The following is a 19,945-nucleotide window of genomic DNA, read 5'->3' on the forward strand; positions in this document are numbered from 1 at the left end:
GATGCGTTGGTTTTAATCCACTTCTGATATTTGTTTAGTAACTTTACCGACATATTAAATAGGAATATTACTAGTGAAGCTGAAAATTTTGCATAAATTTCTCTCTGAATATGAGAGGACTTCTGTGTCAGAAAAGACAGTTGTTGTAATAACTAAGCGCTGTGAAACTTATAGAGTTAGACAAGAAATATTTAAAATTGATTTAAGTTCATCAAAGGATGTCCTCGAATTTATCGCGTACTTTGAGAGTTGTGGTTATCACAATGCCAGGGTTGAAATAGTCAAAAATATAGTGCCAATCAAGTTAAGAATTTTGAGTGAATTTATCGGTGATACGAAAAGATTCTATTTCTTCCAAGGAATATCGTTTGATAGATATTTTAAGACCTTTTTTCTTCAAGAGGAGTTGAATGCTAATGCAATATTCTACAAAGGGGTTGAGCATGAAAATTCGCATTTAGATACCAATAAAATAAATTTTTTCCTCAATTTAAAATATGAGAATTATAAAGGTGTAATTGGATTGGAAGATACCGTATGGACTTTCACCACAGATGGATTCTACTTTGATGATGAAGGTTCAATATTTAGGCTGGAAAATACTAACTCTGCTGCTGGTCGAAGGGTAATAGGCAAGGATGATGGGTCTGTAAATGACGTAATGATTAAAGAGTCTTCACGGTATCTTGCAGCACAGATCGGTAACAATGGTCAGTTTAAATATGGTCAATTTCCATGTTTTGATAAAACTATAAATCATTACAATACACTTCGGCATGCAAGTTCTACGTTTGCATTGATAGAGGCTTATGAATATACAAAAGATGACTATCTTGTTGAACCAATAAAAAGATCTTTGTTGTTTCTAAGTACTGTTCTTGTTAGAACAATAAAGTTAGCTGGACACTCCGAAGTTTCCTTTCTATTGGATCTTAACAATGAAATTAAACTTGGCGGTAGTGCTGCAGCAATATTGGCGTTCGCCAAATACACTATTGTATTTGATGATCAAAAATACAAGGCGCTAGTTGACAAATTGGCATTAGGTATTCTCTCCATGTTGGACTTGTCCACTGGGGATTTTGTTCATGTACTTAATTTTCCAGAATTGACAGTTAAAGAGAAATTCAGAATCGTATATTATGAAGGTGAGGCTGTACTGGCTTTGTTAAAGGCTTATGAATTAACCAGAAAGTCAAGATACTTGCAGGCTGTTGAAATTATATTTGATCGGTTTATAAATAATCAATACTGGAAATATTCTGATCACTGGTTGGCCTACGCGACAGCTCATCTTATTCGGTATAGACCAAAGCGCGAGTATCTCGAATTTGGTTTGCTTAATGTAAAAGACAAATTAGATTTCGTTCTTGAGCGTCAGACCACATTCCCTACATTATTGGAATTGATGGTGGCTTCCAAGAAGATTCTAGATGTTGTTTTTCTGGAATCCGAAAATGTTGATTTAATTAATGATTTTGACGTTGAGAAATTTTACCGTGCAATAAACTATCGTGCTAATTATTTAAGAAACGGATTCTTTTGGCCAGAATGGGCCATGTTTTTTCCTAAGCCTCAAAAACTGAAGGGGGCTTTTTTTATAAGACATCATGCATTTAGAGTTCGTATTGATGATGTTGAACACTATTTATCAGGATTGATTGGGTATCAAAATATTTTAAAGTCAACTATACAGAGTGGTGAGAATAGTTCAGATGATTCTGTTTCTCAGGAATTTAATATTCGATCACGCTCAGTCCTACATTGGGACGCAGAACAAATAGCGCGAGTGACTGGCGGTATTTGGATAAAATCTCCACCAGACTCCTGGCGTCCATCTGGGATCTGCGTCTGGGAGTCTGGATTTAGACCGAATGATATCGTAGCACTGCGTAGTGAAAGTGAAAATGGAGGTTTGAGTGCTGATTCATTCAAGCGTTTGTCGCCTCTACCCAATGCCGTAATGATTACTAGTGGTACTCAGGTTCCACACACCTTGCCTACAACGGCCGGTGTTCTTGTTGTCAAGAGCATCCACCAAGCGGTTATTTTCATGGGACGCCATGCAAGGAGGTTGTTCACTGGAAAACTTGTGGGTGTAACTGGCAGTGCGGGTAAAACCACTACAGTTGCTATGCTGAAACACGCTTTTAACGATAGTGGGCATATCTCTGCAACACGTGGTAATGCAAATTTGCCCTACGGAGTTGCTTGGAACCTGGCTTCAATGGAGTCGGGGACAGATTATATGATTCTAGAGATCGCCATCGGGAGGATGAAGGAAAGCGCTGTTTTGGCAAGACCACATGTCGCCGTGGTGACTAATATAGGTTCTGCCCATCTGGAGTTTCACAAAACGATAGAAACAATTGCCAAGCGAAAGGCAAGAATTTTCTGGGGGCTTGTTGACGGTGGAATAGCAGTTATCAATCGAGATACTGAATGTTTTGATTTGATCCTACATGAGGCCAATAAGGTCAAAGCTGTAGTTATCACTTATGGAGAACACAGCGAGAGCGCAGTGCGTTTGATCAATATCAATGACAAGGATAAAGAGGTTGAAATTCAAGTAGAGGGTCGAATTTATATATTTGGTTCAAAGGTGCTATCCAAGCACCACATTTCCAACATGCTGTGCACAGCTGCTGTGGCTATCGCACTAGACTTACCGATAGATAAAACATTAAAAAAACTTATCAATTTTTCTCCTTTGCCTGGTAGAGGAGAACATTTCGAGGCGGTGATTGACGGTAAAACCATTTTAGTCATCGATGAAAGCTACAACGCAAATCCGCTATCGATGCAAGCAGCTATTCAAGGCGCTCGGACTACAGCGCGAAATAGGTCGAGCAAACTAATACTGGTGTTGGGCGACATGTTACAGCTGGGCGATCAGACGGAAAAATTACATCTGAGCCTGTTGCCCGAAATTTTATCGCCTGAAATCAGATTGGTGGTCTTAGTTGGAGAACAGATGGCTTTACTCAAAGGTCACATTACCGATCACGCCGAAGTAATCGCGGTCGACTCTGTTGAGGATGCACTGGAGCCTTTAATTTTCGGGATAAGGGCTAATGATGTCGTGATGGCAAAGGGATCAAACAGCATCAATCTCAACTACTTAGTGGATCAACTGAGAATGGGATGAATTAAATTGGCTTAAAAATGAGCTGATTTAAGTATGGATGCTATAAGTAAAATGCCTATTGTGTAATAAATTGCATAATTCATTTAACAATATTCTACATTGTTAGACTCAAAATTCTATTCACTATAGATAGTGAAATTACCTGATAAAGGTGACAAATTTGATCAATTGTTAAATTATTTCGGGAAGTTTACGACTTCTAGTAGAAACAGTTTGTATTTACGCTAACCAATCAACTGCTCATCATTTGCCAGTTAATGTTTAATGCAGTGAGTAATTGCGATGAGCAACCTCTGGAAAATTCTTGTTGGGCTGGCGGCCGGTTGCATGTTGAGCGGTTGTGGCTTGAAAGATCCGATCGACACTGTTAGGCATGGCTCGTTGGATGAGTGGGGGCCGATTGCCATTCAAGATCAATTAGTGTTTTGGGACTGCATTGACATTTCATGGAGTGTTGAGGAGGAGCATGAATCGTTTTCCACCGTAAATGCTGTATGCAAAAGCGCATCAAGAACGTCATTCAATTCCAAGGTTCGCACCACGGTTTGCTTGAGTGCGATTGAGTTCAGACATCATTGCCTAGATTTGTTTGATTCAACTGAGTCGATTGAGATGCGCTTTGCGCTTCACGATGATGATCGGATCGTATTGTTAGACGCCAGTGAAGTTCGCTTGAAGGCTGGGAAAATTGTGAGTGAAAGTGCCCTCCCAATGTCTTATCTTTCTAACATTCGAGACCATAGTCATTATCTGCCAGAGGTATCTTACGCGGTGTTAGAGTCAATCGAGAGAAATCCTAAATTGGTTGACCAGATTTGGAATGAATTGATTCTTGGTACTGCCAACACTAAAAAGAACAGCCATAGTTCCATGAACACCGAAATAGCGCGCTTAATTACCAAAAGACTAAAGGAGGTGTACTCTCCCAGTGAGTTGGCGTATTTAAGCGGTGTGTATGATGAAATTGATAGTATTGTTGAGTAAAGGGCTGGGAATTAGCACGATGAAAATTAAACTATTCGCTACTTTATGTTTTATTCTGGTGGCAACTTTTTCTAAAAACTTAGAGGCTCAGAATAGGATTCCACAAAACCAATATGGTACTCGAGAGGCAAATGAACAGCTTTTAATTGAGAAGCAAAGACTGATCAAAGAGATGGAGGAATCTAAGAATCTTGCCTTTAAACACAGTGACACTGTTTTAGTGGAATCTCTCTCGCAATTAAGTGATGGATTAAAAGGATGTCCCAAAGAATCTCTTGATGTAATCTACACGACGGCTGATGAGTCCTTTGGCTACGCAGTAGCAAACGCTTCCAGCACGAAATGGGAAGCTTTGATCCAGGATTGTTGGGTATTTGTAAAGCTCACCAAAAATAATTCTGATATACCAAGCGATAAAAGCTCAAACTATTTCTACTTTAGAACAATTGAAAAACTTGAAAGATTCGAAGTTGTGGATAGATCGAATGCCCAGTATATCTTGCGTGGAAGCAAAGAAGTTTATTCAAGGAAAGAGTCCGAAACGACCGTTTCTGTTTCCGCGTTTAGAGTTTCAGATATTGTGAAGTATCGTTAAATTGCTATTTGGAGTTTTTACAGGTAAAGCTGCTGTTATCAATCAAATAGTACTTTACTTAACCACGCTGGCTTCACATCTATATGCTTTAAATGCGAGCTTGACACTTCTTGTGTTCATGAAAGCTGAGGTTTTTGGCTACACGCTGGCCCTATTAAGCACCTCATTGTTAGTCTTATTATTCTCTATCGTTTGGGCTGATTTACTGCTTGAAATCGTTCTCCGAAGATGATGGTTGCTGCGCCTCAATAACCAACTTTTGCATAAACACATTTTTTGTGACTTTGGTATTTAATTTTGCTTTTTTGTTATTATTTCGATTCTTCTCTTTCGGGCATTCAAAGCAAGACTTCCGAACTGGTTCTTGCAATTGAGAAAGAGTTCTTGGTATTTTCTTTTTCCCGCGTGGATGATCTGAACAAGGCGATCGAATTTGCTGTGCCGAGTCTGATTGTATGCCGACATTCGATTAAGGATTCGGAATCGGATTCTTTAGATCGTTGTTTGAGAAAAGCAGCAAAATTCACATATCCGAAAATAATCTGGGCAAAAGATGAATACACTTACGGTCAATATTTTAATGATTCAAGATTTTTGCTTCTGTCTAATTCTGCGACAGTGGATGAATTTAAAAATCTCATTTCAATTCTATTTTCTCTTAAAACATAACTAGTAAATCAAAATAGCACTCGCTTCATCTTTGGTGTTTCTTGGAATTTTCTGGAAAAAGTATTAAACATTAGATGTGGCAAACCCTCTGAACCCTAGCAGTTCGTCAGTACTGACTTCGCCTTACACTAGGTTGAACGAATACCTAAAGCGCAAGGAATGGATAGGCGGCTTCAAGGATATTGTAGAGTCTTACTCCACACTGGATGTTTAAATAGTGCGCGCCTAGTGAATTCACGGTTTCTGGCTGCGGGCGAAATTCTGGAGGAAAGCTTATTCAATGAAGGGTTCCTCGCACAGGTCGTCGGAACCCTGTTTTGCAGGCTATCGACTGTAAAGCATCAAATTCAAAGTGTTTCTTGAGTCACTCACTACGCCTGAAGTGGCTTCATTTCTCAAGGCAGTGGCCACATTGCCAGGTGCAATACCTTTTGAAAGTAGTTTGGCTGCAGCGCCCGCCACATGGGGTGAGGCCATAGAGGTTCCACTGAGCACTTGTTGTGCGTTGTCATTGTTGATGCCGGCGGAGGTAATTTCGCTGCCGGGTGCAAACAAGTCGACGCAACTGCCAATGTTGGAGAAAGAGGAACGCCTGTCGTTGCGGTCGGTTGAGGCCACGGTCAAGGCCAATGGCTCGCGGGCTGGCGAGAATTCGCACGCATTGCGTGAATCATTGCCTGCCGCCACTACCGTTACAATGCCCGCATTGTGGGCAGCACGAATTGCTTGGTCTACCGCAGTGGATGCACCACCACCCAGGCTTAAGTTCATAACTGCCGGCTTTACATGGTTTTGAAGTACCCAGTCAATACCCGCCACGGTTGAGGACGAAGTGCCTGTGCCCGCGCAGTTAACCACCCGTACGCCGTGGAGAATTACATTTTTTGCCACGCCAAACTGCGTGCCACCAATGGTGCCCGCAACGTGGGTGCCGTGTCCGTTGCAATCGCTGGGTGTGGAGGATGGATCAAACGGATCCGAAGCATTGCCAGAGGATGGGGGCGGGGAACTGGGAGAACCGAACAAGCCCCCAAACAGCCCGCCACCGCCAAGAAATCCACCACCGAGAAAACCACCTCCCAACAAGCCGCCCGATGAAGAGCCGATCGTGGCGTCAAAACCGTTGCCCACGCGCCCCCTAAATTCGACATGGCTTGCACGTAACCCCGAGTCCACGACATAGGCATGAACTTGTGCACCTGTCGATGAGTAGGTGTATCGCATGTCTCGCGCATTCTCGCGAGTGTCCAAACGGTCAAGGCCCCAAGTGGCATTGTTCTGGGTCACTTCGTTGTTCAACTTCACAGTTTGGTCTTGCTCAACAAATGCCACCAAACCACTGCGATTCAAGCCGCGTGCGATGTGGTCGGGCAGGTTGACTGCAAAACCCTTGAATACGTTTTGATAACGGAAATTGATTTGTTGTGCTGGTAACCCCAATTGGGCTTGTGCTTGGTCCAACAGGCTTTTAACCGGGGTGCCAACAGGCAATTCAAGAATTTGGGTAAGTACAGCGGTGTCTTTCAACACCACAATGTATTGGTTTTGAATGGGTTCGGCTTGGGACAGACTTGCTGTGGCGAACAAGCTTAAGGTTGCAGTAATCCGAATAAGTCGAGAAGGCATGAAAGCTCCGTAAAAGTAGAGTAGGCGACTCCATTCACTTGATACTTCGCCTGATAAGAATTCGATTCGTGTTGTTTCACTAAATGACACGTCAATTGTTTGCAATCGTCAAGCAGTCCCGAAATACTGGTTTCGGGACTGCTTGAGTACTTTGGGTTCAAGTATTAGATTTAACTTCCAGTGGCAAACGCAACGCTATTGTTGTCGCGGTAAATCACCATGTTGCCATCACTTTGCAAGTGTAAAGTTGCATTGTTGAGGCCGCTGGTGTTGGATGCCCAAATCGGGTTGTCACGCAGGTCATAAATTACCAGGTTACCGTCGCGCTGAAAAATGATGCGATAGTTAAGGCCGCTAGTACCTGTGGCGAACCTGGCTCGTCCTTCTTTGTTGGTCTCCGGGTCGTATTCATACACCACAAAATTGCCATCTTCCTGCATGATGAACTTTCTGTTTTTCGTGATGTAGAAGCTACTCGTAGATAACTCGAATTCCCCTGCTTTAAAAATTCTGGATTCGGGCGCATTGTTCGCTGACGTCCCCGTGCAAGTTGGGGAGTCTGTTTCAGGTCTTGGGTTGATACCCACACCCTCTTTTTTGGGGAAGGGTTTATTGGTGTCAAATGCGAAATCCCAGCCATAAGATGCAATATGGAATTTTTTCTCGTAAGGAATAAATTTGTATTGGTACTTGATAAGGCTTTCAAGGGGTGAGTCGGTGGTGTCCACTTCGTAGAACACCCTGCCGCCTGCATATAGCGTTGCCGAGGCACTGCCTTGTCCATCCAGGCAGAACTTTTGCCCCACTCGCGACAATGTGGCGGGCTCGTTGCTTACTTGAATGGTAGGCCCTTCAATTTTGACTTCTGCCTGTACGAATGCCCTTGCAGCAACTTTGAACAGGTCTTTGTCGACACCGCGAATGCCGCTGTTAAGCGCCACTTGCAGGTAAGGTTCAGCCGTACCACTGACCGAAGAAGATGCTAGTTTGGCGGTGTAGAAAATACTGGGCACTACTTTCAAACCAGCTTGCACTCCGCCAACGCAGTCCCTCAAGAAGCTTTTACGACAACCCCATCCCGCTGCAAATGCACCGTCGTATCGTGTAACCACGGGTAGACGAACAGTTAGTTCTGCTGCGGCTGCAACAGCGAGCTCTAACCCTACGTCAATTGAAATAGTGCCGCGATACAAGGCGCCTGCGGGTAATGCATTTTTCGAATAATCAAATTCGTAAATTTTCTTACGCAAATCCGTCGAAGGACCTTTGCTGGCTTGAATGCCTAGACCAATTTCGGGCGTTAAGCTAACAAAGCCGTTTACAAACGCTTCCACTCGCAATGGTTTTACCCAGGTAATTCCACCGCGGGTTCGTGCTTCAATTTCAATTTTTGCCTTCACAGTCAAGGTGTAAACACCTTTGGTGATTTCAACTGAGAAAGGTGGGTCTCCCTCTTTGGGAAAACTGAATTTTGCCACCTGTGAAATGGGTGAGCCACCAAACTGTCCGCAGCCGGTCATGTGGGCGTTGCGTTTGCATACAACCTTCATCACCTCGACGGCACGCTCCTTGGGTGTGGCGGGCTTTAAATCGCCTTCGGCTTCAATCATTAACAAGCCAGGTTTGTTGGGGTTGCTGGTCAGGTAAACATTGTCGCCCAGGTCAAAAGCACGTCCGTAACCCGCCAGAATAATTTCCCGGGCTTTCACCATGCCATTTTTGTTGCCAGTCTGTTCTTTGGCCAGCACGCGCAAGGGCTTGTCATCCTCAGAACTCTTGGAATTGGAAGTCAATCGATCGTTGGTGGGAATACAGTACACACGGCCATCGACTGTGGTTAGCACATCTTCCTGAGGTACCTGGCATGATGCAGCAGACTCATCAGGTTCAGCACCTTCCTCAATACAGGCGATTACGACTTCTTCTTCCCCGTTCCCGTTGCGGATCGTGGCATAAATTTCTTCGTCTGTGGCAGCGCTACAGCTTCCTTGAGCGCCGCTTTGTCCAGATGGTGTTGGGCCTTCAATAAAGCTGCGGTTGGCGCGAGTGGGCAGTACGATTGTTTTCTGTGCCTCGTTCACCTCGGGTGCATAGCGCACGGCGGTGAGATCGTCCAGTTCAATTGGGCGGTCGTCTTCCAGGTAAGTCGCCTGCTCGAATGCGTTGAACAATTCAATGGATTCATAACGGAACTGTTTGCGGTAAAACTCCGGAGTGTTGCCTGAGCTCACCACCGGCGCCTCACCCAAGTCTTCCAGTACTTTTACCTGGGGAAAGGTGATCAAGCCTGTGTGAATCAAAGAGCCTGCCATGACGCTGTCAATTTTTGCCTTGCTCTGCGCGTCGTTCATCAGCGCAGTCAACGTCAGTGTGTTGTTGCCGGAGAGTACAACACCCAGTTTGCCGGGTGAGTCGCCCAGTGCAACTTGATTGGTCAGTCCTGCGACCAACTTGTTTTCGTTGAGCATGAATTGCGCCGACACCGCAAAGTTGTCCTCGGCATTTTGCACTACGCAAGTATCACCCATCGAAATGGCTGGCGCATCACAACCTACCCAACGTGCGAAAGTGAACCCTTCGTCCGCCGTGGCGCGAAAAGTGACTTTGCCGCCGTTGTTGGTCGCCGTTTTTCTGGCCATTTTGTGAACAAAGCTTCTGTTGCCCGAGCCTAGGTCCAGCGTTGGGATGTCTGGGCTAACCACTACACCCCCGTTGCCAGAGCTGATGTTGACAATGACCAGGCCTGTATCAAGTTGGTCAGGAAGACGCGACAAGGTCCGAACACCCAGCACAGTGTTAATCCCCATGGGAATCGCTTCCATGTTGTTGGTGTGAAACTTGGTGACCACGGAGGTACCATCGCTCTGAGGTTTCAGGAAATCGGCATAAGCAAAAGAAAGCAGCGTTTTGTCGCGTGCTCGCGTGGGGTTGAAGGAGAGCACATCGCCATAAGATATGAAACCGTCACCATCGAGATCTTGATCAAAAAGCTGATAGGCAATTTCTTCCATGGAACGTTCGATGGCCTCTTGTGGCACTGTGTCCATTTGTCCTTCAACTGCACGATAAATTGCTTCACTCAGCAAAGTGACAGCTATTGAACGCGTTTTCAGGTCACTGCCCTTTACTAATGCATTGATGGTACCTGTGTTGGGTGTTGGGTTTGCTTCGGGTATTCCGTCGTCGTTCACATCGGTGTCGTTGCCGCCGAAAACCGAAACTTTCAAGAGCTGAGAATCGAACTCAGCCGGAAGGTTCGAAGTATTCAAGGCGAATGCACCGGTTGCTGAAGTAGTACTTGAAACAAGTACGTTTTCAGGTTGTAGCAATGGTGCAACAGTCACGGTTGCGCCGGCCAGTGGGCCCAAGGCAGCCAGGTGCATGCCTGGTTCCGCGCCAGCGCCCAACACTGGTGTAGGTGCCGGTGTTGAGGAAGTGCCGTCTCCGCCACCGCCACAAGCGGCCAGGGCCAGAAAACCAACAGCAATTGCTGTTTTTGTGAGTAGAGTTGGAATAAGGCTTTGAACTGCATTGCCTTGGATTGTGTACTGCGTTTTAGACAATAAGGAAAAAATATGCATTGTAGTCTCCCGTCAGGAATGCCAAGTAAGACTAACAACAACTAATTTTTGAATATTACGTTTTCTTACAACGGCTGTTGGTACACTGCTGGGATCACCGTAATCTTTTGTAATGTTTCATTTCGGGGTAATGGTACATTACAAAATAAAGTGCCACTCCAATCAAAAGCCTGCCACCCTAAATGACCCAACCCGCCCGTTCGCCCGCCTTGTCTCTGTTAGTGGTCAGTGCGTTGCTGTTTGTGGCGTTGGGTTGGTTGTTCAGTTTTCCTGTGAATACTCCCTATCAGGACCTGGTGCAAGAACGGGCGTATTTTGAAGACACAAGCAATACGGTAACTATCGACAACATTCAAAAACAAACATTTACACCATTTATGGGGCCGCTGTTTCGTGGCAACAATTTAGATCCGGTGTGGCTCAGGTTGACAATGGCACCTTCCAGGCAGCCAAATTGGGTCGTGATGGTGCAGCCCAATTACACCCACCATGTGGATGTTTATTTGCCCACTGCTCAGGGTACCTGGGTTCAAAAAATCGTAGGTTCAAAGCATGCGTTTTCGGAAAAGGAAGTGGATACGTTAGCCCCGTCGGTGCGTTACCAACCCAGTGCAACTGATAGCTCGGTGGTTTATATCAAGGTGGTTACACCGACGACACCAATTTACGCACGCGTAATTTCTGAAACAGAAAGTGCCGTGTTCGACTCTCGCCTGCAAATGGTAGGCGGTGCTTTTGTCGGTATCGGATTTTTAGTAGCCATGATCTCGCTGATGGTGTACACGGCGACCAAAGACTCTCTTTGGTTATTGGATGCTGTTTATAACCTGTCGGGTTTGTGTGCATTGGCTTTGTTGTTGGGGCTGGCTTCACGCTTTGTGTGGCCAGATCGTGACAATTGGGTGAACCAAAGCATGGTGCTGGCTAACCTGGTGCACATGGCCATTGCTACAGCGGTGTATTACCGGATTTTCAAATTGTTTGAAGTGCCAAAGTGGCTGCTGTGGCATGCCTATGTACCTTGGGCTTTGATGCCATTGTTGATCTGGATGGCCTTTACAGGTTATCCAGATAAATCTTTGGCGGTGAACAACACACTTATTCTGTCTGGCAACTTTTTTGGCGTACTCATCGCGATATTCGCAAAACACAAAGACAAATACCTGCTGTATGCCTTGCGATTCGCCTATTTTGTGTTGACTGCATTCACTGTGTGGTGGGTTGTACCGCTTGTATTGAAGCTGCAAACTGAAAACTTCTCTGCTTTGTACCCCAACTTGCCCTTGGCCTTGTTCAGCGTGTTCATGTTGATGCTGATGTTGGTGCGCAATACGCAACTGAAAATCCAGGAAGGGGTGCGTACAGAAATTGAAAAGCGCCAGGTGGAATACGAATTGCAACTGGCCCGCAAGCGCCACGAGGAAAGCAGCAGCTTCTACGGCATGTTGATGCATGAAGTTAAGACGCCGCTTAGCACCATTCGCATGGCGGTCAGCAATTTGGAAAATGCATTGGCTGATCAGGATGAGGTAGTACTGCGTCGTCTAAAGCGTGTTCAAAATTCTGTCGACAACGTGGATGAAGTACTCAAGCGTGGTGTTGATGTGGACATTTTGGAGCAGGGCGCCCTGGCACCTGAAATTGCTCAGGTGAATGTGTCTGCCTTGGTTCAAGAGGTGTGCCGATCACACCCGAAACACCGCCGATTGAAGTGCACTTTGCCTGAACTTTTGATGGCCAAAGTGGACCGCCAACTGCTCGCCCTGATGTTGATAAACCTCATTGACAATGCAGTGAAATACTCGCCGGAGAATACAGACATTCCTGTAATTCTTCTGCAGCCAGATGTATCGCGTTGGGAGCTTTGCGTGCGCAATCAGGCAGGGCCGGTGGGTTTTCCAGATGAAGCGCAGGTGTTTGCCAAGTACTACCGTGCAGAGTTGGCCATTTCAAAAAGCGGTATGGGTTTGGGTTTGTATTGGGTGCGGGGTGTTGCTCGCCGCATGGGTGGCGATGCGCTCTATCAGCGCGATCAACAATGGGTAGTCTTTAAAGTATGTTTGCCGACTTAAGAATCTTACTGGTGGAAGACAACGAGCATTTGCGTGAAGAGATGCTTGATTTTTTAGCGCGCCCAGGCTGGACTGTGCACGGTGTGGATTGTGGCGAGGAGTTAAACGCCTACTTGAGCAAGAACACGCCAGACGTGGTGTTGCTGGATGTGAACCTGCCCTATGAAGACGGCTACAGCATTACTGCACGGCTGCGCACCACACACCCTGATATAGGCATTGTGTTGATTACTGCGCGTGTGCGCCCCATAGACCGCGCCACAGGCTACCAAGCCGGGGCTGATGTGTACCTGACCAAACCCACCAACACCGAAGAATTGATAGCGGTGATTGAAAACCTGGGAAAGCGTTTGAAACGCTTGGAAATGCAATACTTTATTTTGGATCGCTTGGCTGGAAAATTACGTACACCTGAGGGCAGATCATGCGCATTGACACATAGCGAACTGCGTTTGATTGAGCTACTCGCGTTGTCAGCAGGGCGTGAAGTAGATGTGGACCAAATGCTGACTGGCTTGAGTGTGAAAGATGAAAGAACTGCCACCAAAGAAAGTTTGGCTGCTTTGATTAGCCGTTTGCGCAGCAAGTGTAAAACTGAACTCGAGGTGGAAAATCTCATTTCTGCAAGTCGTGGACTGGGTTATCGACTAACAGTGCCAATTCAATTGAATTGAAAGATGCAATGAGATGAGAGTTCTATGACTGAGACCGAGGCGCGTCGATTTATACGAGAGGTATTTACAAAGATGAGACCCATGGAGTTTTTAGAAGTGGTCGAATCTTTGCCCGAATCGGAAGAGAAAGTTTGGTTACTAGGTCTTTTAGTAAACGAACTCAAGGAGTCTGGATATATGGTAGTTCAATAGCTTAGGTCTAAGCTGACCCCAAAAGTTCTGGGATCTCCCGCATAACCACCGTACTCACCCAAGCTGTACAGGGCTGAAACGGCAGCTTTGTAATCTTCATCAAAAAGATTTTTTACCCAAGCTTGCGCATGCCATTTTTGTTTCAAGTTGCGCACACCCAATCGTAGGTTGGTCAACTGGTATGCATCAATAAAACTGTTGCGGCTTTGGTCAACAGCGCCAAATGTGGCTGAGCGAAATGTGTGGTCTAAGCCTACATAAGGTTGCAGTTCGCCTTGGTTGGGTAATTTTTGTTCAAGTGACACAAAACCACTCCATCGTGGTGCGTTGTACAGTTGCTTTCCACTCAGGTTTTTGTCATTTTTGCGAGTATCTTCATTCGGCGCATTTGCAAATTCTGTGCTGATTGCGCGGTTGTAGGCCACACCTGCGCCCACCGTTAAACGGCGTGTTACTTCTCGAGCCATTTCAAGTTCAACACCTTGCAGCCGAACCTCAGGAATATTCAGTACATTGTTTTGGCGGGGGTTGGGAATCAGGCCCATATTTTCTTCGTAGGTTAAAGCCTGAAAGTTTTTAACGCGGGTGTTGTACAAGGTAAGGCTGGATAAGCTGCGCCCTGTGGGTTCAATTCTCTTGAGCCCAACCTGAAAACTGTCTGCAATTTCTGGGTCGAATTGGGCCCGCACGCTTGGGCTTAAACCAGCCAGGTTCAAACCACCGCTCTTGTAGCCGCGCGTCAGGCTGGCATGGCCTGAAAGAGTTTTAGTCAATTGCCGGTGCAGTGCCAATTGACCGCTTGTCCCGTGGTCTTTTCTGGAATCGGTGCGGTCAAACGATTCGCCCACCAGCATGTCGATCAGGCCATCGTAAGTTACAGCGGATAAATCTTGCCCGATCAAATTGCCCACTGTAGTCAGCGTATTGGTAAAGGCCAAAGGGCTAGATTGCAAGTTACCGCCAGACCTGCTTCGGCTAATGCTGCCGCGCCTTTTGCTCTCGGTGTAGCGAATGCCCGCTGTGGCAGTGGTGATGGCGTTGATACGCCAGTCGGCTGTGCTGAAGGCCGACAAGGTGTTGGAGCTTTGGCTGTAGGGTGTACTTAAGCGCAGGCCGTTGAGTGCATCTGGGGGTAATAAGGCATTGACCAAAAAACCGCTGTTCTGCCGGTTAAGGGTGGGCACTTGCTGACGCAAGGCACCACCCAGTGCCCACAGCGCGATTTCATCGCCAAGTATTCCGACTTCTTCGCCGCGTAGTTTCTGGTTCAACGCGAATACGCCCACAGTGGTTTTCAGGCGTTTAAAGTCGGTGTGCCAGCGAAGTTCTTGGGATATTTGCTGTGATTCCGAAGTGGTACTGCCCTCCAGCAAGTTCATGGAGGTGCCATCATCGTTGCGGGTAGGGTTGTAGGCCAAGCGGTTCAAACCGGTAATGCTGACAAACTTGTGCCGTCCGGGTGGACCCCATTCAGCCACCACGGCGGCACTTTCCTTGGTCAGTTTACTCAACGGTTGAATGTTGTTGTCAGTAACACGGTCGGCCGGGTTGGTACCAGGGCGGTTGTAGCCCATGTACTCATCAGACGCTTGAATGGTGCGCGATACTGGGCCGAACAAGGCAATTGCGCAGCACTGTTGATCGAGTTCACCGTACTCGCCGATGAAACGAATCACCAGTTCATCGCTTGGGGTCCAAAGCAGTTGACCGCGCACGCCAAATCGGTTTTGATCGTTCAACAGGGTGCCATCGAACTGATTGAATAAAAAACCATCGCGTTGTTGTTTGAACACGCTGATTCGCCCGGCCAGTTCACCCTCAATCAGCGAGCCAGTGCTCGCCGCGCTCAGTTCTCTGTACCCTTGGTTGCCTAGGCCCAAGGTGATATTGCTCTCACGGGTGTGGGAGGGTTGACGACTCTGAATTTGTACCTCGCCTGCGGTGCTGTCCAGCCCATATCGGCTACCCTGTGGGCCACGATAAACATCCACTGTGTCCAAATCGTAAAGGCCAAAGGCCGAGTACGATTGGCGAGCCAAATACACTCCGTCAACGTACAAACCTACGCTGCTGTCTAGCCCATCATTGAACTGGTTGTTGCCCAAGCCACGAATAGAAAAGCCAGCCAGTCGTGGGGTACTTCCAAAGCCATAAAAGCCCGGTACCTGTTGGCTGAGCTCCGAGAGGCTTTGAATTTTTTTTGTTTCAAGGGTGTCGCCGCTGGTTTTAATTGTTGAGCCAAGTGCAGGCGCTTCTGAAGTGTCGTTTTTCTCAATGTTGCCGGTCACTTCAACTTCTTGAAGCGAAGGATTTACCGATTGAGAAAAAGCGTTGTCCATGGGCAAAGCCAATACCAGTGCAAGACTGAATGCGGGGCGCAATTGGGCTTTTATCGCCGCGTGGAAGAGACGGCGTTGGAATTGGATTTGTCTCAATTGGCTGAACCTGGATAAGGGGGTGGTTCATTTGTAATATTGCCTAATATTAATTCACTTATTGTTATGAAAACAAATATCTGAACCAAGTTTTCTGAGGGAGTTCTCCTTAAGTTGGTAACTCATGTCTGATAGTTGCCCTCTAAGGAACTGAGGAATAGCGCGTCTAAGACCCTACGGAGCAATTCTTACGATATTCTTCATGGCCGCTGGCGGTATTAGCACTTCAATAGGAAAATTCCAGTTGAGTTTGGTTTCGAAGCAATCGGTGCCTGGGTGACGGATTATTGGGCTTCGCGAATTGTATTCATCAATTACTCGGCTTGCATACCTGCGGATATACAGGAAATAAATCCCTTAGAGAACTCCTCAAACTCCAATGAAAAATTAGGCTTTCCCGGATCCAGACTCGGTAGACGCCAGAGAAGTCCTTGATCTACCATCCCATTTAATGTGCTGTTATTCCCACCACGCCTCCACGTCGAAGAGGGGAATTGTAAATAACTACACTGCCCTCATCATCAACGCCCATAACAGCGATGGGCTCTTCCCTTGCCGGGGTGGAGTTGATGATGTCACCACTCATCCTGTCAACCGTTGTATTTGACATCACGAGAGGCCCAAACACCTCACTGCGATCTGGATCAATTTGTATTCCTAGGCCACCCATGAGCAACAAAGCATTCTCAGAAACGGTTGCGGTCTCAATATTTGACGCCTGAAGCTGAAGGGTGGCGGGGCTAGGCCAAGACGATCAAAGGCGTCAACCAAGGTCTGTAATACGGGCAATAGTAGTGGATCGCCATGAAAAATATCGTCAATCCTGGCTGACCAACCGAGCTCTCCAGTACTCCCCTTGTCAGTGATTTGAAACACGCCAGAACCCTAGGCAGCGTACAAGTAATTGTCGTAGGGCGATACGTTTACCGCCAGCATTAAGGTTGGCGGTATTCGGATAAATTCAGATATTTGGTTTGTCCACGCTTAATTCCTCAACAAATTGCTCTACTTGCAATCGAATCTCGTAGATGGAGGTTTCTTCATTGGCCAGCACCCAAATTTCTCCGTTGCGATTCTGGTTGATTCGTAATTTCTTGGATTTCGTCCGGACTATTTCAACCTTTCCAATTTTTGGGAAGAAAAGCAATTCCTTAGGCACTTCGTGTTTCATTTACTTACATCCTCACCAGCCGCCGCAAGAACGGGAAACAACGCCTTGTTTAAATTTGAAAGCTCGCCACTTACCAGTTCACGCTTGAGCTCAAGGCCAACGAGCAGGAAAAAGACGGACATACACATCGCGCCCAGAGCCGGAGCCGAGGTCGAGAATTCGTTTTCCCTTCAAGTCTGTGGGGCACACCAAGCCACATCGATAATAGCGGCTTAGCACCTCGTCATGAATATTCGACAGAAGTGGCTTTAGCCAGGCCGGTATGGATGAAAAATCACAACAGGCTGTGGTTTTCAGATCGCTGCTGCTTTGAAGTTCTTTGCCGTAGTAGTTCTTGACTGCGTCATACATGGTTTGTTTCCCTGGGAAATTAAAATCCTGATTTTTATAACTTGGATAATTCGTTTTTCTTCTCTTATAGGTTACATATTCTCGACGATAAAAAAATTTAGCAATTATTTTGATGTCGGCTGTAACTAAGTCCACGGAATAGTCGAACCCTTTGTTGTTGGCACGTGCCTTCATCAACTCAGGAGATCAGGATGACTACATTGAAAAACCTAACTTCACTGGCAGGCGCGGCTGCCATGTTTGCATTGAGTACGGCTGTGATGGCTGCTCCCGCTCCGAAGGGAAGTACCGGGGCCGCTGTAGCAGCGGGTGACAAGGTGCATTGCTATGGCGTGCATTCATGCAAAGGTAACTCGGATTGCAAAACTGCAGAACACAGTTGTAAAGGTCAAAATGCCTGTGGTGGGCACGGCTTCAAATCGATGGCTGCTGGTGATTGCCTGAGCAAGGGCGGCACAATTGGCGACCTGGTTGCCAAGAAGTAATTTCAAACAATTCGCGCTGTGAATATATCTGGTTTTGGACTCGGTCTTCGGACCGAGTACTACACTGATTTTCTGGAACACCTGCAACCAGTGGATTGGTTGGAGGTGCTTTCTGACAACTACATGGTGCCGGGTGGCAAACCACTTTATATGCTAGATCGAATCTGTGAGCGCTATCCCATTGTGATGCATGGTGTCTCACTTTCAATTGGTGCAGTGGCAGGCCCATGCCCGGAGTATTTGAACAAACTCAAAATACTTAAGCGACGGGTGGATCCTTGTTGGGTATCTGATCATTTGTGTTGGACGGGCGTGCATGGCCGTCAACTGCACGATTTAATGCCGTTGCCGTTTACCGAGGAAGCGCTAAGGGTGTTGACCCGGAATGTGCTTAAAGTACAAGACACTCTCGGACAGATCTTGGTGCTTGAGAATGTATCCAGCTATGTTGAGTTTGCTTGTTCTGAAATGGCGGAATGGGAGTTCATGAACGCGCTAGCAGACCGCACGGGTTGTCGATTCTTGCTTGACGTAAACAACGTTTATGTGAGTGCCTATAATCACAGCTTTGATCCCATGGATTTCATCGGAGCGATGGAACCTGAACGTGTGGTTCAACTTCATTTGGCTGGACACAGCGACCACGGCACGCACCTGATTGATACGCATGATCAAGCTGTCCCAGATGGCGTGTGGGCACTTTACCAAAAAGCAATTGCGCATTTGGGACCAGTGCCTACGATGATTGAGCGTGATGGGAATATTCCACCGTTGACTGACTTGATAGCAGAGTTGAACCATGCTCGCTCTTTATGAAAAATTACAGTGTCAGTTTCAGGCAGATGTACTGAATAATACACAAGGTGCAGCAAGTCTATTTAAGCAGCACGGCAGAGTACAACCCGCCTTGGGGATTGAGATTTATCAGAATGCGTATCGCCTGCGCTTGCTTGAAACGCTGCGTGACACCTATGCTTACACGGCGATGTATTTGGGCGATGCCTGGTTTGATTCCTTGGGCCTAAAGTACATTGAAGAACAGCCAAGTTTGGACCACAACATTTCCTGGTTTGGTGCGTTGTTTGCGAGCTTCTTGCGTATTCAACATCCTGTTGATCCGGATATTCACGAACTTGCTTTGCTTGACTGGAATTTGAGACGTGCCTTTGATGGACCAGATTCAACGGCGTTACTCATAGACGACTTGGCAAATATTGCACCGGACGAATGGAATCGAGTGGTGTTCGAATTTGTACCCACACTTACACGTCTCATATTTCAAAGTAACGCGGTTGCCATGTGGCAGGCTCTTAAGGAACTGCAGACTCCGCCGACGGTGGTGTTGTTTGAAAGACCAGTTTCAGTGTTGACCTGGCGCAAAGAATTTCAGCCTCACTTTAAAACGCTCGGCGCAGAGGAAGGGCGTATGTTGGAAATGGCCTTGCAACAGATACCTTTTGGCGCACTGTGCGAACAAATGGCCAGCGAATTTGCAAATTCAGATACCACCGCATTGGTGGGTTACTGTCTGCATGACTGGTTCCAACAGGGTTTGGTTGTGGGGTTTAGATTGATTTAGCGATGCCTCAAAAATAACCTTAACTTGTTGTGAATTCAGTTTGATGGTGATGCTTAAATGCCCTATCGCTACTAAACTGTGGGAGGCTAATTTTTTGGCCTGAAGTTGCCATTATCGTTATATGTCATGCTGAACAAATCCTCCTTGGGATGGCTGTAGAAAAGATCTACCTACTCGATAAAATATCGGCCTTTGGGAGCGATACCATGGATGATTTTATTAAAGAGTTAAAAAACGTACGAAAGTCACTGGAGCATGCTATTGACGCTGCTGATGAGATGCCAGTTGCAGAGCGTACGCTAAAAGATTTGAAGGAAGCTCAATCTTTGATCGAATCTGTGATTCGAAGAAACAAGGCCCAACTCAGCAAAGACAAATAAGCA

15 protein-coding genes are annotated in these 19,945 nt (G+C 46.4%); 9 read left to right on the forward strand and 6 right to left on the reverse strand.

Annotated features, from left to right (window positions below; all coding sequences use genetic code 11):
- The first annotated feature begins 73 nt into the window (after positions 1-73).
- From murF to LMED105_RS09605, 3 genes are all read left to right on the forward strand, one after another.
- Positions 74-3,148 carry a UDP-N-acetylmuramoyl-tripeptide--D-alanyl-D-alanine ligase gene (gene murF, locus LMED105_RS09595; RefSeq protein ID WP_008250610.1) on the forward strand — a complete coding sequence of 1,025 codons (3,075 nt, stop codon included), beginning with the start codon at positions 74-76 and terminating at the stop codon, positions 3,146-3,148.
- 282 nt (positions 3,149-3,430) lie between these two features.
- Positions 3,431-4,132 carry a hypothetical protein gene (locus tag LMED105_RS09600; RefSeq protein ID WP_008250615.1) on the forward strand — a complete coding sequence of 234 codons (702 nt, stop codon included), beginning with the start codon at positions 3,431-3,433 and terminating at the stop codon, positions 4,130-4,132.
- A 19-nt stretch (positions 4,133-4,151) separates the two neighbouring features.
- The gene (locus tag LMED105_RS09605; protein WP_156799638.1) at positions 4,152-4,727 is read left to right on the forward strand and encodes a hypothetical protein; all 576 of its coding nucleotides are present in this window, start codon (positions 4,152-4,154) and stop codon (positions 4,725-4,727) included.
- A gap of 993 nt (positions 4,728-5,720) precedes the next feature.
- On the opposite strand, the gene LMED105_RS16345 is transcribed toward LMED105_RS09605, so the two are convergent.
- Both LMED105_RS16345 and LMED105_RS09615 read right to left on the reverse strand, forming a co-directional pair.
- Positions 5,721-7,022: a S8 family peptidase gene (locus tag LMED105_RS16345; protein ID WP_050771206.1), complete on the reverse strand. Its 1,302-nt coding sequence runs from the start codon at positions 7,020-7,022 to the stop codon at positions 5,721-5,723.
- Between the two features lie 170 nt (positions 7,023-7,192).
- A complete protein-coding gene (locus tag LMED105_RS09615; RefSeq protein WP_008250626.1) occupies positions 7,193-10,603 on the reverse strand; it encodes a hypothetical protein in 3,411 nt (1,136 codons plus the stop codon).
- Positions 10,604-10,785: 182 nt separating this feature from the next.
- Between LMED105_RS09615 and LMED105_RS09620 the strand changes: the two genes are divergently transcribed.
- Complete coding sequence (locus tag LMED105_RS09620; RefSeq protein ID WP_008250629.1) at positions 10,786-12,675, forward strand: 7TM-DISM domain-containing protein; 1,890 nt, start codon at positions 10,786-10,788, stop codon at positions 12,673-12,675.
- Positions 12,676-12,686: 11 nt separating this feature from the next.
- Positions 12,687-13,349 carry a response regulator transcription factor gene (locus tag LMED105_RS09625; protein WP_232222740.1) on the forward strand — a complete coding sequence of 221 codons (663 nt, stop codon included), beginning with the start codon at positions 12,687-12,689 and terminating at the stop codon, positions 13,347-13,349.
- 185 nt (positions 13,350-13,534) lie between these two features.
- On the opposite strand, the gene LMED105_RS09630 is transcribed toward LMED105_RS09625, so the two are convergent.
- The 4 genes from LMED105_RS09630 to LMED105_RS16675 form a co-directional block, all read right to left on the reverse strand.
- Positions 13,535-15,976 carry a TonB-dependent receptor gene (locus LMED105_RS09630; protein WP_156799639.1) on the reverse strand — a complete coding sequence of 814 codons (2,442 nt, stop codon included), beginning with the start codon at positions 15,974-15,976 and terminating at the stop codon, positions 13,535-13,537.
- 961 nt (positions 15,977-16,937) lie between these two features.
- Complete coding sequence (locus LMED105_RS09640; protein ID WP_008250637.1) at positions 16,938-17,147, reverse strand: hypothetical protein; 210 nt, start codon at positions 17,145-17,147, stop codon at positions 16,938-16,940.
- Positions 17,144-17,275 (reverse strand): Na+/H+ antiporter NhaA, encoded by a 132-nt coding sequence (locus LMED105_RS17145; RefSeq protein ID WP_083797160.1) that lies wholly within the window; start codon positions 17,273-17,275, stop codon positions 17,144-17,146. The genes LMED105_RS09640 and LMED105_RS17145 overlap by 4 nt, the downstream gene beginning before the upstream one ends.
- Positions 17,238-17,498: a hypothetical protein gene (locus LMED105_RS16675; RefSeq protein ID WP_198006833.1), complete on the reverse strand. Its 261-nt coding sequence runs from the start codon at positions 17,496-17,498 to the stop codon at positions 17,238-17,240. The genes LMED105_RS17145 and LMED105_RS16675 overlap by 38 nt, the downstream gene beginning before the upstream one ends.
- 191 nt (positions 17,499-17,689) lie before the next feature.
- Here LMED105_RS16675 and LMED105_RS09650 point away from each other — a divergent pair, with 191 nt between their 5' ends.
- The 4 genes from LMED105_RS09650 (at position 17,690) to LMED105_RS09665 (ending at position 19,942) form a co-directional block, all read left to right on the forward strand.
- Positions 17,690-17,983 carry a hypothetical protein gene (locus LMED105_RS09650; protein ID WP_008250639.1) on the forward strand — a complete coding sequence of 98 codons (294 nt, stop codon included), beginning with the start codon at positions 17,690-17,692 and terminating at the stop codon, positions 17,981-17,983.
- An 18-nt stretch (positions 17,984-18,001) separates the two neighbouring features.
- Positions 18,002-18,799: a DUF692 domain-containing protein gene (locus tag LMED105_RS09655; RefSeq protein WP_008250641.1), complete on the forward strand. Its 798-nt coding sequence runs from the start codon at positions 18,002-18,004 to the stop codon at positions 18,797-18,799.
- Positions 18,783-19,562 (forward strand): DNA-binding domain-containing protein, encoded by a 780-nt coding sequence (locus LMED105_RS09660; RefSeq protein ID WP_008250642.1) that lies wholly within the window; start codon positions 18,783-18,785, stop codon positions 19,560-19,562. The genes LMED105_RS09655 and LMED105_RS09660 overlap by 17 nt, the downstream gene beginning before the upstream one ends.
- A 206-nt stretch (positions 19,563-19,768) precedes the next feature.
- A complete protein-coding gene (locus tag LMED105_RS09665) occupies positions 19,769-19,942 on the forward strand; it encodes a hypothetical protein (RefSeq protein WP_156799640.1) in 174 nt (57 codons plus the stop codon).
- Positions 19,943-19,945 lie beyond the last annotated feature (3 nt).

The organism is Limnobacter sp. MED105, from assembly GCF_000170915.1.
Taxonomy (GTDB): Bacteria; Pseudomonadota; Gammaproteobacteria; order Burkholderiales; family Burkholderiaceae_B; genus Limnobacter.

What these genes read in the sequence shown, in the direction of transcription:
- LMED105_RS09600 (WP_008250615.1), top strand. Translation starts at nt 3,431, where the DNA reads ATGAGCAACCTCTGGAAAATTCTTGTTGGGCTGGCGGCCGGTTGCATG.
- LMED105_RS09605 (WP_156799638.1), top strand. Translation starts at nt 4,152, where the DNA reads ATGAAAATTAAACTATTCGCTACTTTATGTTTTATTCTGGTGGCAACT.
- LMED105_RS16345 (WP_050771206.1), bottom strand. Translation starts at nt 7,022, where the DNA reads ATGCCTTCTCGACTTATTCGGATTACTGCAACCTTAAGCTTGTTCGCC.
- LMED105_RS09615 (WP_008250626.1), bottom strand. Translation starts at nt 10,603, where the DNA reads ATGCATATTTTTTCCTTATTGTCTAAAACGCAGTACACAATCCAAGGC.
- LMED105_RS09620 (WP_008250629.1), top strand. Translation starts at nt 10,786, where the DNA reads ATGACCCAACCCGCCCGTTCGCCCGCCTTGTCTCTGTTAGTGGTCAGT.
- LMED105_RS09640 (WP_008250637.1), bottom strand. Translation starts at nt 17,147, where the DNA reads ATGAAACACGAAGTGCCTAAGGAATTGCTTTTCTTCCCAAAAATTGGA.
- LMED105_RS17145 (WP_083797160.1), bottom strand. Translation starts at nt 17,275, where the DNA reads ATGTGTATGTCCGTCTTTTTCCTGCTCGTTGGCCTTGAGCTCAAGCGT.
- LMED105_RS16675 (WP_198006833.1), bottom strand. Translation starts at nt 17,498, where the DNA reads ATGTATGACGCAGTCAAGAACTACTACGGCAAAGAACTTCAAAGCAGC.
- LMED105_RS09650 (WP_008250639.1), top strand. Translation starts at nt 17,690, where the DNA reads ATGACTACATTGAAAAACCTAACTTCACTGGCAGGCGCGGCTGCCATG.
- LMED105_RS09660 (WP_008250642.1), top strand. Translation starts at nt 18,783, where the DNA reads ATGCTCGCTCTTTATGAAAAATTACAGTGTCAGTTTCAGGCAGATGTA.
- LMED105_RS09665 (WP_156799640.1), top strand. Translation starts at nt 19,769, where the DNA reads ATGGATGATTTTATTAAAGAGTTAAAAAACGTACGAAAGTCACTGGAG.